The 14,158-nt window shown below is 42.4% G+C and carries 12 protein-coding genes; 3 read left to right on the plus strand and 9 right to left on the minus strand.

Translation table 11 applies throughout. The features are described 5' to 3' along the window. The first annotated feature begins 158 nt into the window (after positions 1 to 158). Positions 159 to 803, plus strand: a complete 645-nt coding sequence (locus tag AQUSIP_RS05025) for a hypothetical protein (RefSeq protein ID WP_114833362.1) — start codon at positions 159 to 161, stop codon at positions 801 to 803. A 21-nt stretch (positions 804 to 824) separates the two neighbouring features. Here AQUSIP_RS05025 and AQUSIP_RS05030 read toward each other — a convergent pair whose 3' ends face one another. From AQUSIP_RS05030 to AQUSIP_RS05040, 4 genes are all read right to left on the minus strand, one after another. Further along, positions 825 to 2,099, minus strand: coding sequence for an acetyl-CoA C-acetyltransferase (locus AQUSIP_RS05030; protein WP_114833363.1), 1,275 nt, complete (start codon positions 2,097 to 2,099; stop codon positions 825 to 827). 28 nt (positions 2,100 to 2,127) lie between these two features. Beyond that, positions 2,128 to 2,700 carry a disulfide bond formation protein B gene (locus tag AQUSIP_RS05035; RefSeq protein ID WP_114833364.1) on the minus strand — a complete coding sequence of 191 codons (573 nt, stop codon included), beginning with the start codon at positions 2,698 to 2,700 and terminating at the stop codon, positions 2,128 to 2,130. A 20-nt stretch (positions 2,701 to 2,720) separates the two neighbouring features. Next, positions 2,721 to 2,876 carry a DUF5993 family protein gene (locus AQUSIP_RS12330; protein WP_170131723.1) on the minus strand — a complete coding sequence of 52 codons (156 nt, stop codon included), beginning with the start codon at positions 2,874 to 2,876 and terminating at the stop codon, positions 2,721 to 2,723. A 90-nt stretch (positions 2,877 to 2,966) separates the two neighbouring features. Next, complete coding sequence (locus AQUSIP_RS05040; protein ID WP_170131724.1) at positions 2,967 to 3,860, minus strand: transglycosylase SLT domain-containing protein; 894 nt, start codon at positions 3,858 to 3,860, stop codon at positions 2,967 to 2,969. A gap of 445 nt (positions 3,861 to 4,305) precedes the next feature. On the opposite strand from AQUSIP_RS05040, the gene AQUSIP_RS05045 reads away from it, so the two are divergent. Then, positions 4,306 to 5,610, plus strand: a complete 1,305-nt coding sequence (locus tag AQUSIP_RS05045; protein WP_114833366.1) for an APC family permease — start codon at positions 4,306 to 4,308, stop codon at positions 5,608 to 5,610. Between the two features lie 29 nt (positions 5,611 to 5,639). Here the strand turns inward: AQUSIP_RS05045 and AQUSIP_RS05050 are convergent, their stop codons facing one another. The 4 genes from AQUSIP_RS05050 to AQUSIP_RS05065 all read right to left on the minus strand — a co-directional run bounded on the left by AQUSIP_RS05050 (position 5,640) and on the right by AQUSIP_RS05065 (position 11,183). Then, positions 5,640 to 6,800 (minus strand): CapA family protein, encoded by a 1,161-nt coding sequence (locus AQUSIP_RS05050; RefSeq protein ID WP_232058684.1) that lies wholly within the window; start codon positions 6,798 to 6,800, stop codon positions 5,640 to 5,642. Between the two features lie 29 nt (positions 6,801 to 6,829). Further along, a complete protein-coding gene (locus AQUSIP_RS05055) occupies positions 6,830 to 7,096 on the minus strand; it encodes a hypothetical protein (protein WP_114833368.1) in 267 nt (88 codons plus the stop codon). Positions 7,097 to 7,503: 407 nt separating this feature from the next. Beyond that, on the minus strand, positions 7,504 to 9,555 hold the full coding sequence (locus AQUSIP_RS05060; protein WP_114833369.1) for a spermidine synthase: 2,052 nt from the start codon (positions 9,553 to 9,555) through the stop codon (positions 7,504 to 7,506). Between the two features lie 101 nt (positions 9,556 to 9,656). Continuing rightward, positions 9,657 to 11,183 carry an FAD-dependent monooxygenase gene (locus AQUSIP_RS05065; RefSeq protein ID WP_114833370.1) on the minus strand — a complete coding sequence of 509 codons (1,527 nt, stop codon included), beginning with the start codon at positions 11,181 to 11,183 and terminating at the stop codon, positions 9,657 to 9,659. A gap of 188 nt (positions 11,184 to 11,371) precedes the next feature. Here AQUSIP_RS05065 and AQUSIP_RS05070 point away from each other — a divergent pair, with 188 nt between their 5' ends. Beyond that, positions 11,372 to 12,670 (plus strand): MFS transporter, encoded by a 1,299-nt coding sequence (locus AQUSIP_RS05070; RefSeq protein WP_114833371.1) that lies wholly within the window; start codon positions 11,372 to 11,374, stop codon positions 12,668 to 12,670. A 99-nt stretch (positions 12,671 to 12,769) separates the two neighbouring features. Here the strand turns inward: AQUSIP_RS05070 and AQUSIP_RS05075 are convergent, their stop codons facing one another. Next, positions 12,770 to 14,020, minus strand: a complete 1,251-nt coding sequence (locus tag AQUSIP_RS05075) for a tyrosine-type recombinase/integrase (protein WP_114833372.1) — start codon at positions 14,018 to 14,020, stop codon at positions 12,770 to 12,772. Positions 14,021 to 14,158: the final 138 nt, after the last annotated feature.

A 14,158-nucleotide genomic window follows, 5' to 3' on the forward strand; every position in this document is an offset into this window, starting at 1 on the left:
TTTTTGTGCGCGCTGCTGCCACTTCAGATTGCCGGCCATGGTACGTTCCCTTGGTAAAAATTGACAAAATGGGTAATATTACGCATACCCACATTGGCCAACAACTTAATATAGTGTGCAAATTTAATAAAATTTTTAATTCTTGCGAGGACTAAACAATGGAAACGAGATGGAACCAGAAAACTGAACTGTCAGCTATCGAATTGCAGAAAGGGTATGTCGAAAATCAATTGTACGACAATCTGGATGCCATAGCGCGCTTTTTTCGAGATTTGCTGAGGGAGCAAAAAATAATTGCCACGCTGAAAAAAACAGGAAGTGAAAAAATAACACTTGGCCTTGATGATCAGGAAATAAAAGTGCTAGATAATTTTGTGCGCATGATCGAGCATCTTCAGACTCATTTGGATCAAAAAGAAATAGAATATCATTTGCATTTCTTTATAGATATTCAACGTTTCTCATTTGTTAATGAGGAATTCAAGTCGCTATTAAACAAGACCTATCATTTGCTCGCCAAAAACGGTCATTTATTTGCGACTGCTTCAAAAGCCGAAATCGATTTTCCTAAAGAAGATGAGTTTGTTGACGCTGTGGAAATTCAGGCTCAGCTGGAATCTTTCTATAAAAAACGCAAGCGTGAGATGGATGAACTTCAAGAGGATTTCACGTTTTTTTCTATCTCAAAAGATAAAGAAGATACATTGGCTGATTCGCTCAATAGAATCAAATTTTCTCCAAAAGAAGATGAGAAAGAAGATAAGAAAAAGGATAACGAACAAAGCAAGCGAAGAAAATTTTAATTGCCTAGGATTTGAGGCGCTTCATACGGCTTCAAGAATGGCTGCCACTCCCATACCCCCAGCAGTGCAGATGGAAATGAGGCCTCGTCCTTGACCTCGTTGGTGTAGTAATTTGGCAAGGTTAACCACAATTCGGGCACCGGTGGCTGCAAATGGGTGGCCTAAAGCGACACTGCCGCCTTTTACATTTAACTTGGATCTGTCAATGGGCCCTAGCGGTTCGTTGCGTTTTAGCACGCGCTGGCAGTAATCGGGTGATTCCCAGGCCTTTAAAGTGCATAAGACCTGGCCTGAAAAAGCTTCATGAATTTCATAAAAATCGAAATCCTGAAGCGATAAATGATGGCGCTTTAACAGTTCGCTAACGGCGATGGTAGGCGCCATCAGTAATCCTTCACCATGAACAAAATCAACCGCTGCAACTTGCGCATCCACAAACCGTGCAAGCAAGGGTGAATCAAATTCTTTTGCATATTCCTCACAAACAAGAAAAACGGCCGCGGCGCCGTCTGAAAGCGGGCTGCTATTTCCCGCAGTAAGTGTCCCTTTTTCGGTGGTGTCAAAAACAGTTTTGAGTTTTGCCAATTTTTCAAGCGAAGTATCTTTGCGGGGCGTGGTGTCCCGCTTTAAGCCCATGAATTCAAATACCAGATCATCATAAAATCCCTCTTCAATGGCGGCGACTCCGCGTTGATGACTCATGAGCGCCAATTCATCTTGTTCTTTACGGGAGATGTGCCATTCTTGCACCATTTTTTCACAATGCTCTCCCATGGAAAGGCGGGTGCGGGGTTCTACTACGGCTGGTAATTCAGGCTTGAAATCAGCAGGCCTGAACGACGCTACTATTTTAAGTCGCTCTTTGAAGTCTTTTGCTTTTCGCAAAGCCAACATCTTTTGCGCAAAGGACCTGCGAAATGACAGAGGCACATCACTATTCGTATCCACGCCGCCAGCAATGGCAGTATCAATTTGATAATTTGAAATCTTAAGCGCGAGTTGCAGCGTGGTTTCAAGACTCGTTCCGCAAGCACGTTGCAATGTATAAGCAGGCGTGTGGGGATCGAGTGTGGTTCCCAATACACATTCGCGGGCGAGATCCCAATTTAAAGCACTATTGATGACGGCGCCCAAGCCTACATCTCCCACTATTTTCCCTTCCAGATGCATTTGAGTCACCAACGCCTGCAAAGTCGCTGTCATGAGTTCCTGAGTGGTGATACCTGCGTAATGTGTCATGGATTTAACAAACGGTGATCGTACACCGCCTGATATGTAAACTGGACGTGTTTTCATACGGGCTGGCTATCCTAGGATTCGAGTTTTACACCTTGCCTGAAGTTTCAAGAAGTTCATAGCGCACGGGATCATCAGGACAAGTTTTGAACCCGCATTCCAGAATAACAGAAACAATGTTAGCGGCAATGATGATAGAAACAATGGCAAATAAGCTATGTGTCAGAAAGAGCCACCCTTTACCGCGATTTTGAGTGGGCTGGAATTGGTGATCCACGCCAAGCAGCAAAGAGGTAATAACGACGATGGCCATAGCAGCGATGAATGACCATGTGTATAGGTGAAAACCTAAAATGGCGCTGCCGTAAGCACCGGTGCCGGGAATGACATGCAAGGCAATTTGGCGAAGTGCAACAAAACAGGTATAAAGACCGCTAACCAGTACAATCGAATAGTGGCTTGGGCGGAATCCAAAGCGGAAATTCATTAAAAAACCATATGCCATGCACAGAAATCCAACGCGTTGTAGTAAACATAACGGGCAGGGCAATTCGTGCACAATTAATTGGATGCAAAGCGCAAGGATAATAATAACGATGACAGCGGAAAGTTCAAAAAAGTTGACTAATGGTATGATATTTTTTCTTAAGAGGGCGATCATAAGGCTATCCTTTTCTTAATTTAAAGTGATAATCCAAGGGTTGACGTAACGTGGTGAAAAAACCAGGCAATGGATATAACAAAGGTCACAATAAAAAAATAAGAGGAGAGTCGCCGCGCGCCAAACCAGGCGAGTACAACTGCCAGGAAGAGCAATATAAAAATCACAGCCATCATGGTGAAAGTCCTTTTTCGATAATTTTCTATGCCGATAGCATAGCATACCGATTTTGAAATTCGAATAACAAAAGGTGTGCCGTTCAGCGTTTAAGCGGTTTGTGCTTTGGGTTTACCCAATTGGGCTTGTACAACAGATGCTTTTTTAATAGGTACTAGCAAGGTAGAGTCTTTTCCTTTTGGGACAGTTCCCTGTTTATAGTCAGGATTTAATGTATTGAGTGTTTTAATATTGATACCAGAAGATTTGGCAAGCTTTGTCAAGTTTACGGCTTTGTCTACTTTTACCGCCGTGAAGTAGGGCTGGTTTGTAATGGCTGGCAACGCTACACCATATTTCTGTGGATTTTCCACGATTTCCGCTACTGCCAACAATTTAGGAACATAATATTTTGTTTCTTTGGGTAGGGGTAAATTCCAGAAGCTTTTGCTGCCTGTGCGGCGCACAGCGGATTCTACTTTGACCTGGCCGCAATTATAAGCAGCGATAGCAAGGTACCAGTTACCGTTAAAGTTATTACCAAGGTCTTTAAAGTACGCAAGCGCAGCTTTCGTTGAAGCAACCACGTTGCGGCGTCCATCATAACCCGCTTTCACTTTTACACCTAATTCGCGCGCTGTGCCTGACATTAGTTGCCAAAGTCCTGTCGCGCCTTTATTAGAGTGATCATTAGGATTGAATTCGCTTTCAATAAACGGAATAAGCGCCAGCTCACCAGGTAAACCACGTGCCTGTGTTTGTTGCTGAATGAAATAAATATAAGGCGCCGCTGCTGTTAGAATTTGATAGAGCTTATTCTGGTCAGCCAATAATTTACGAATCTCAGCCTGAACCTGTGCCGTTTGCACTTTATGATCCAGTTTGAATTCGCGGCTTAAACTATCCCAGACAGTCTCATCAGGATTGCTAGCTGCACTCTCATCAATATTTGTATTAGTCGAAGTGATATCCATGATAGTCGTGTTGCGGGGATCCATAACCATTAAGAGGCTGCAACTTAAAACAACTAATATCAAATACTTTGATAAATATTTTGTTATATTCGTTAATGCTTGCATGGAGGTATAGTACACAAAAAATCTGATGGAGACAAATTTTTTTGTTCATTTTTTTATTCTAAACATATTAAGTGCTTAATATTTATAAATTATTAACACTTAATTAACGTGATATTTACACGCTAAATTAGCCAAAATTCGCTACTAATATGAAAGTATTTTGCGCCATATAATGCGCATTTATCTGTGAGTGGATAATTGGAACAGAAGAGAGAGATGGCTTGCGCTTTTACTTCAAAGAAAAAATTAGGAATGCTTAATAGAGAATTTATTTGCAACGATGCATGGATCGGTTATTGTTTTTCTGTGGAGAATTTAGTTTAGGAATAAGATTCTCAGAAAAATTTTATTGCATAAAACTAAGGGAATTATGAATAGAAAATCACAACAAATGTTGAGGCGCGAGTTAGGAATAGTTGGCGCTACCATGATGGGTCTGGGTTCTATTGTAGGGACAGGCATTTTTGTCAGCATTGGCGTAGCTGCGGGCGCAGCGGGACCTGCTGTCATTTTAGCTATTGCTTTGGCAGCCGTCGTTGCAACATGCAATGCCTTTTCCAGTGCTCAGCTTGCTGCTTCACATGCTGTCAGCGGGGGCACATACGAGTATGGTTATCGTTATCTTCATCCTTGGCTTGGTTTTACGGCCGGATGGATGTTTTTATGCGCTAAAACTGCATCAGCTGCTACAGCTGCGCTTGGATTTGCAGGTTATCTAATACATTTACTTAATCTGAATACAGCACTCATTGTTCCAGTCGCTGTCGGCATCACTGTGGCGCTAACCATTTTGGTGTTAAGCGGCATTAGGAAGGCAAATTGGGTAAACATCGTTATCGTTATGGTGACATTGCTAACACTCGTACTATTTGTAGTATTTGGTTTGCCGGATGTATTTAAACAGGGCGCGGTGAATCTGAAACCATTCTTTCCTGCTTCAGATAAAAGCGTCAGTGGTTTTTTCTATGCAACCGCATTGATGTTCGTGGCTTACACAGGCTACGGCCGTATTGCAACATTAGGTGAAGAAGTAAAGAATCCGCAAACTTTAATTCCTCGCGCGATAGTCACTACGTTAATCGTCAGTGCGATTCTTTATATTGTGGTTGGTTTGGTTGCTGTGGGTACTGTCGGTGCCGATCATCTTGCGCAAGTAACACAAAGCCGTGTAACACCGCTGGAAATGGCAGCGCGAAATATTGGAACACCCGGACTTGGCATTGTTGTTGCACTCGGAGCATGCACATCCATGTTAGGTGTATTATTAAATTTAATTCTCGGTCTTTCTCGAGTCGCTTTGGCGATGGGCAGGAAAGGTGATTTACCTCCGCTGTTTGGTCATGTTTCTGATGCAGGGCGCGCTCCGTCATCAGCAGTTATTGGCGTTGGCATTATTATTACGGGTCTTGCTTTAATTGGCAGTGTTGAAACAACTTGGGCATTCAGTGCTTTTACCGTTTTGGTCTATTATTCCATCACGAACCTCGCAGCCTTACAGTTGCCAAAAAAAGACCGACTTTATCCGCAAAGCTATGCAATCGGCGGATTAATCGCTTGTCTGTTTCTGGCTTTTTGGGTGCCCATAAAAATTTGGATGACCGGATTAGGATTGATTGTACTTGGTCTTGTCTGGCACGGGATAGCTAATCGATTATGGCGCCACCGTGCAAACTGATAACGCATATCAACCTTGAAGCGGCTCGCTTAATGGCATTGTGGATTGGTAATGATAGGCTGAGAATAAGCGATATTACCAACAGGCAATATACGCGAAATAATTTGATAAGCGATTGAATACCGATCATTGCTTGGTAAAACCGTCAAATGAAGTTGATTTAAACCGCTACGATTTTGCATATATAAAGGTACAAAGCGAATACCATTAATAATGGTGTGTTGCGAATTTTTTGTTAACCCTAAAAATAAAATAGCCGATGTTCGATTCTTGGGTGTGCCCTGGTAGCTGACAAAATTACCCAATGAATAAGCGATGAATGTAGCGCGCCCATCTTTAGTGATATATTTTTCCATTGTCTGCAGCACATGCGGATGCGAGCCAATCACGGCAGTTGCACCTGCTTCTGCCAGTTGGTGTGCAAACTGGGTTTGCCTGCTATTAGGATAATGTTGATACTGTTCGCCCCAGTGCGGGAATACGATAATCGCATCGACCTGGTTTTTCATTGTTTGTATGGATTGCAAAAGCCACTGGCGGTCTTTGTTTTTAAAACAGTGCAATACTTGCTGATAGTGATCCGTCATGCCATTGGTATGTTCCGCGCAAGCTATCCAGGCAATACGAAATCCATTTCGTGTTAGTATCGTAAATTTAAAGCCGTTATCGTCTTTTTTACGCGTTCCCGTGTAAGATAATCCAGCCTGATTTAATGCATCAATTGTCTTGTCAATGCCAATGGAAAAACGATCGAGTGCATGGTTGTTTGCTGTTGAGACAAGGTCGAATCCGCTTGTTTTCAAAGCTGTTGCTAAATTCGGGTGATAATTGAATAAAGGAAAACTGGAGTAAATTTTATTATCCCAATGAAATCGGCCTTGCTTCACTTCATTACCATCACGTGTAATACCCGCAGCCATGGGACCTTCAAGGTTTGCATAAGCAATATCTGCTTTTTGAATATAGGGTATCGCTGCTTGCCAAATACTTTCAAAACCTGATTGTGATGCTTTAACTTGAAGCGGTTGATGTAGCAAAACATCACCCACAGCCGCAATCAGTAGCGTATTGCCTTGAGAACAGGCGCTCGGAAAAATTAAGGTATTGTTACTAGCAAACGCAACTTGATTTGCAAACGGCAGAGCGGCTGCAATGAGAACCAGCTTGGCGAAAGAATGCATGCTATGCACTGACAAGCGATTCTCCTTATGTTAAGCCATCATGCCCTTGTTTGAGCCGGTGGTGCTGCTGCGGGCGGCGCAGCAGGTGCTGTAGCGGGCGGTGGCGTAGGTACGATGGTTTGCGTTTGTAGTGGCCCGGCGGGCGGGGTTGCGTATAAGTAATAGAAAAACACTAAAATCAAGACAATCGCCACAATAATGACGACCAGAATGGCAATCATTCTTATATATAGAGCGCGCTCAACATTGATGGGATTATTCGGATTATTGGGATCATTGAAATCGGGGTTTTGTCTTTGTGTCATAGCCTCTCCGTGGGATGAAATTGCTTTATTACTTATATGATAAACCAATTTGGAGGGTATTTTTTAAACCAGAAATAGAAGGAGCAAAAAAAGAGCAATTATAGCTTAATGATCTCTGTACACGACAAAACTTCTAACCGTTCGCCCTACAGAAACAGCTGTCATCCTGATCACAGACTGACAAATTTATGAACACCTGTCAAAATGACCAAAGCCCAGATATTAAAAAAGCAGGCTTGATCGAAGGCCCGAATAGAATAGGTGGATGTCTCGGTAATGCTTAAGGCTGCCTTTTAAGGTATGCGCACCACATTATCTCTCTGACTTCCTCAGGCTCTGCTTGTAGGGCTTCGATCAATACCTGCTTTGCGGAGAAGTATACACGGTTAATCTACTTTTTCAATATTCTATGCTTCGCTTGTTTGTTGTGCCTTCTCAGATGGCATGAAGATAATCGCAATTGTATAAAGGACCAAAATCAAAATTAATAAATTTTTGTAGCCGACCACGAGTGATGCGTATTCCAATATGCCGCCGGTCATTGCGCCGAGTAGATTGGCCCCAAACGCCTCGGTAGAATCTATTGCATAACGGAAACGTTTGGCAAAAATAAGATTGGCGATGAAGATGGGCCCGAATGCCAGCGCAGCTGCGATAGCAAATCGTGCGAGTTTGGGCAGCATCAGCAGTATACTATTAGGTATAAGCCAGTTTGAGCACAGGAATAGCAATAAGGCGATGTATAAAAAAGAGAGCGAGAGAGTCTTGACCCGGCTTGTTACTTCCACGGCAAGATAGACCGCGAATAAAATTCCCATAAACACTAGCGCGTTTACGAACCAGGTCGTGCCAAAAAGTAGTGCAAAATGGATAACGCTTTTGGTTTCCAGCAGTAAAAATGCAGCACCCATTAAAAAAAGATCCGGATAGTTTCTGATGGGACTTAATGACCCATTTGTTATGCGGATAAGGGACAGCGAGAAAAGCAAAATAAATCCAAGTGTTATTAAATAGGGAAAGGGAAGCGTATTTTCCATGAGATAAAGAAAGGGGTGGTTGTCGGTAGCAGGTGCTGAATAATCATGTAGCACGGGCTGCCATCGGGTAGGACACTGCAAGGTAGATGATTGGGGACTGATGGTGAGCACAGTGGCCCAATAATCACGCACGCCAAACGTGTCAAGGCAGGGTGGTTGTTTAAAAACTTGAGCTAGCGTATTCGCCAATCTATCTATCAGCCAGGGCGCGTGATAATAATTGTAAATAGTAAACAAGCCATCCGGTTTGAGAAGCTGATAAACACGGGAAATGGATTCAAGCGTGTAAAGATAATTTTCCAGACGCAATGATGACTGTCCAGGTATCAGCATCAGCGAATCAGTCAGTGCAAAGATGATCATGTCATACTGGCGGGAAGTTTGCTGTAAGAAAGCTCTGCCGTCGTTAATATGAATAGTGACGCGAGGATCCTGGTAGGGGCGATCAGGATTAAACTGTTTGCCTAAACGGTAGAGCATGGGATCGATTTCGACAGCATCAATATGCCGCGCACCTTCAGCAAGCGCAATCGCAACATCGCCACCGGTACCGGAGCCGATGATAAGCACATTATCAAGCGCGTTTTGCTTCAATCTATGTTGATAAGGAAGAAAATAAAACGGCTTAACTGTTTGACGTTGACGCACGGTTTCAATCACTTGCTGGGCAAGTCCGTTCACATTGACTACGTATTGATTATTAGAATAAGGTTGAACTTCAATTTTATAATACGCGGACCAGAAGTGATTAGATGTGATGGATTCCTTGCCAAAGGTTGCCAGCATCACAACCAGCGCACCCAGTTGAACTGTTAATAAAATCGGGTGGTGCAGTTTTTTTTTAAGGAAAGGTAAAAAAATTAGTGTAATGATAATACCCCACCAGATCGGTGTTGCATGAAAAAAGGATAGAATAGAGAAAGTGACAATGCCGGTTAGCGAGCCTATCACTTCAAGTCGATAGGCTTGAAGTGGCTTGAATAGCTGAAATGTGCGGGCGACGCCATCAGCAAGTGAAGCCATCACTGCGGTGACGGAAATAAAAATAAGCGGCAGGCTAAACCACTGGGGGTAAATATTGTCTTTAAAATAGCTGCCGTAATAATTCAAATTGCCAGTTTCACTATTAAGACGCGGCTGATACTGATAGCTGTAGCGATAGCAGCAGAAAACCACAATAGCAAGAAAAATAGGTGAAAGATAAAAGAAGCGTCTATGCGATTTTGAACGAATAAAGCCGATTCCTATTCCTAAAAAACTAGCCAGCAGAACATAATTTGAAAAGAAAAAAAGATAATAAATGTTTGATCCAGACCAGCGGACGAGAGTCAATTCAACGAATAGCATAAGAAAACTGAGCAGAACGAGACGGCATTTGTCATTAAAAATAAAGCAATGCCCATTATTACTTCTACCTCTCATCCCTTTAACCCTTTTATCGTACGCGGCTGTTCATAAGCATAATACCGCTATATAAAATTTAAAAGGGCAATTTAATCCAAATAGAAACAAATTTTATGCTGTTAGAAGAATTGCGATTGTAAATAATTTTCAAATTCGTTGATCTGGTCTCCTAAATAAGCGATATATTGATCAGGCCGAATAAGACAAAATGTGAATTGTTTAAATGGATAAGTTTCAAGCAGCTTGGTATGAGATAGATCATAAAAGCTGATGGATAATACATCACTGTATTTATTTTGCAATGAGGTGAGTCTATTTTTATTTTCATCATCCGCATGGAAAACCAGTAAATAATATTGCTGAGAGCGTTTCAGAATATCATAAAGATAAATATTCTGTCCCTCAGTAATGAGCGTATCTAATGCGCGAAAGCCAGGCGAGAAAGGAGCGATAGTTCTGCCTTTAATAATATGGCTAGGGTGATAGTGCAGCGATAATTCAGACATCCTGCCTAGTAATATTTTCTGGAAAAGCTGGCGACCAGAAAAGAGTGGCATTATAAAATTGCGTATGGCAACTAAAAAAGGCATGCGCATATTGGCAACCCTGATCATTTTGGATGTCATTTCGACGACTTGCTGAGCAATAGAATGGCGTTCTGCCCCATAACTGTCGAGGAGGGACACGGGTGATTTACGATTGATTACATAAGCAAGCTTCCACGCCAGATTATACGCATCCTGTATGCCGGTATTCATGCCTTGTCCGCCAGCCGGTGAGTGCACGTGGGCAGCATCTCCTGCAAGAAAAATCCGGCCGACGCTGAACTGCTGAGCCAGGCGCTCATGAATCCAGAAATGGCTTTGCCATCGAATTGCATTTAGGGTGAATTGGAGCGATGTGCGTTGTTTGATAATTTCACTCATCACTTCCAGAGTCGGTTCTTTGACGTTTTTAAAATCAGGATCATGGCCAACACCGACTATAATGCGAGTGGATTCCTGCATGGGAAAAAATGCAGAAATACCTTTTGGGCTAAGGTAAAGATGGAATGCATTTGGCTCATAATCAGCTGCAAAATCCGCATCAATCAGCAAAAAGCGTTCTTCAATATCAGTACCCTCAAAAGCAATGCCTGCCTGTTCACGTACGGTGCTATGGTAACCATCACAGCCAACAACCCAATCCGCTGACACTGAGAGTTCACCTTCAGGCGTGGCAATACGTGCAGTCACGTTGTCTTCTTTTGCTGATAACTCAAGCAGGGTTGCATTTCTTTTTATTTGAACGCCCACGCTTGTTAAATAACGATCTAACACGGCTTCGGTATGGCTTTGCGGTACAGAAAGCACAAAATCGTATTGTGTATGTTGCACTTGCTCAAAATCAAGCCTGGCTAGCCGGCATTTTTTTTCATTTATACTGGCGCTTTTTATTTTTAATCCATGCTCAAGCAGGCTGGAAAGCCAGGGCCGCTCGTGCCAGCATTCCATCGTGCGGGCATGAATGGCACAGGCATTGGATGTCGTGACACAATTTGGGCGCTTATCAATGATTAAAAAATTAATGCCATATCGATGAAGTTCAGCAGCTAGCTCCATGCCAGTAGGGCCCGCACCAACGATGAGTACAGGGTAATCAGCCATGAAAATTCCCCTTTGATTTCAAGACCAGTTTACCATAGTAGGGTAGATTAAATGGAACAGCATAAATGAACAAATTTTTTATTCGTGTGTATTTTTAATTGCCTTAAGGAAAGCGCGATTAGATATAGCAATATAATAAAAATCCTATTATCATGGTAAGTGCTTAAATGTAATGAAGTTACATTCATATGACTCCTGTTAAAGAGCACCGATCCCGCGTATTTACCTCCATTGCTGTTATTCTTGGCAATACCATTGCCTGGGGAGATTTCGCCTTATATGCCTATTTTTCTCCGGTACTCTCTAAGGTTTTTTTTAGCTTTGCGACAGAATCAACCGCTCTCATACTCTATTTTATTGTCTTTGCACTTAGTTTTTTATTTCGCCCAATCGGCTCTGCTATTGCGGGCGCTTATGCAGACAAATATGGGCGTAAGAATACTCTCATGTATGTTGTCGTTATCTCGAGTATTCTGACTACTCTCATTGGAATTTTACCCAGCTACACTGCTGTTGGTTTTATCGCTCCTCTGAGCTTGACTATATTGCGAATTCTGCAGACGATGGCCGTTGCAGCAGAACCCACTAATTCAGGTGCATTATTGGTAGAACACGCTAGCAAATATAATAAAGGATTGTTAACCAGCTTTGTGATGGTAGGTATCTATTTAGGTTTTTTGCTTAGTATTGGTTCGTTTTTAGTTATCACCAGCTGTTTAACAACTGACGAGATTGAAGGCTGGGGTTGGCGTTTGCCGTATCTGGGCGCTTTCCCGATTGGATTGATTTCCGCGCTATTGCTGCTTAATGCCAGTGAATCTCCGGTATTTTTGCAACACAAAAAAAGCCTCGATATTATCAAAAATCCCATACGTGAATCTTTTATGAAATACCCAAAAGCACTTTGGTTTGCTTTTGGCTTATCCATTATGATGGGTGTGGGAAATTACTTCCTGCTTGGCACCATCCCTGATTACTTAGTAAATATCGTCCATTTACCGCTATTCGAAACCAACTTGGCCATTACGATCGGTTTAATATTCACAGTATTGTTTATCCCTGTGATGGGCGCACTCTCAGATAGGTTTGGCAGAAAACCGATCGCAGCCTTTGGAACGGTGGGATTCTTGCTATTAGTATTTCCAATGCTTGCACTGATCCTGACAGGAAAATTATTTTATGTAGTATTTAGTTTGATTATTTATTGTTTCTTTCTTGCCCCTATCGCGGCTATTTTGCCTGTTATGATTGCAGAAATATTTCCAACTGTAGTGCGATGTACAGCCGGCGCATTAGGCTATAATATAGCGTTGGTACTGGTCGGTGGTCCAACACCCATGATTATTCAAATTATTCTGAACATTAAGGTGCATACTTATTTCAACGTGCTATTTTATCCTGGCCTTTATCTTACTTTAATTGCCATCATGCATATTTTGTTTATCTTTTTTGTTAAAGAATCCAAGTTTAATGATGTGGCTAATTAGCTTCTTGTCCGCAAGAGCACAGATAGAGCGTATCAGTTGGATAGTCAGTCAAGCTTCTAATAAATCAAAATGTTGGTCTGAACCTTTCAAGCCAGTAAGTCAGAGCTTAATCGGCTTTTTCTTCGCTGACGCATGCCTTGCACGTAATTCAATATCAATGTATTGATCCGTAATCGCGCTTGAGCTATGCCCGGCATCATCTCTCACGTGTTCGCGCGGACGGATTTTTACATCTTCCGAGATGCCGGTATGACGCAGCCAATGTACGGTCGCTGCCATTAGCATTTCGGCATCATCGTTAAATCCATCGGATTTTAATCGTTCAACCGTTTTATCAAAACAATATTGAACGATTTTGCGTATATGTCTTGTTCCTTCAATCGGTCCTTTGCCAAGGGCTTTAGGAATAAGAGGAACTGCTTCGCCTGGAGAGGGTAGGGAAGATAATCCTAGGCTAATACGGTAGCGTTTTAATGCTTCAAGCATAGCATTACTTACGCTTATGTCGCGTTCTTTATTGCCTTTACCTACCGTTTTAAACCACCAATTGCTATCCATGTCTTTATAAAAATGCCCCATTTGTGGTATCCAGCGCTCACTGGCCGCTAATTCCGAGATACGTAAGTACATGGCGAAAAGCGCGTTCATAATAAAAAGCGTTCGTTCATGTAATGCAGGATTTTCATTGGCCATTAATTCGGCTGTTTCTATAATATAAGCCCATTGCAGCTCCGATAAGCGGCGGATGGCTTTCTTGCCGTGATGTTTACGTAAAAATTTGCTTTTTTGCCGTATTTGGGCAATGGGATTGCCGAAGGTATATTCTTCCTGCTCCAGATAGTTAAAGAAACTGCTTAAAATGGCAAAAATAGCTTGCAGGGCGCTTTGCGATAGCGTGTAGGATTTGGCATTGGGAAGATCGCCGTCCCGATGAGCTTTTTTACTGATAACAGCTATAAACGGCCGCCAGGCAGGATTAGCTGCGCGCAGACCATTCAAGTCAACAAAACGAGGAACATGTTTAACGCCAATCCAGGCTTTGGGTGGTGACTGACAGAATTCCAGGAATGCTTCCATATCGCTTCTGCGTAATTCTTTTAATGTCTTGGTTCGCATGAACCATGACCATTGCAGGAGTCGTTCGATTTCACGGCGATAGGACTTGAACGTTTCAGCGCTTCCTCGATAAGCATGGAGAAAACTGTGCGCCTGTTTGTAGTCAGATATAACATCATTTACCGAAATGCCATCGGGAAGCTGTGATTTGACATGAGGCAGTTGTATATCGAAAGACGCATCAAGATGTTCTAAAGCATCAAACAGCGGTATCGGCATGTATTCATTAGCCATAAATCGTTACTTCCCGTTATCAATAAAATTTTAGTAATTATAACAGGTAGTTGCAAAGGGGAGTACAAGCAGCGTGGCTTCTGCGTTGAATAAAGTTATGTAAAGCGCTCGGATAGGTCAGCTAAGGTTTGCAAGGGG

This window comes from Aquicella lusitana (assembly GCF_902459475.1).
Lineage (GTDB): Bacteria > Pseudomonadota > Gammaproteobacteria > DSM-16500 > DSM-16500 > Aquicella > Aquicella lusitana.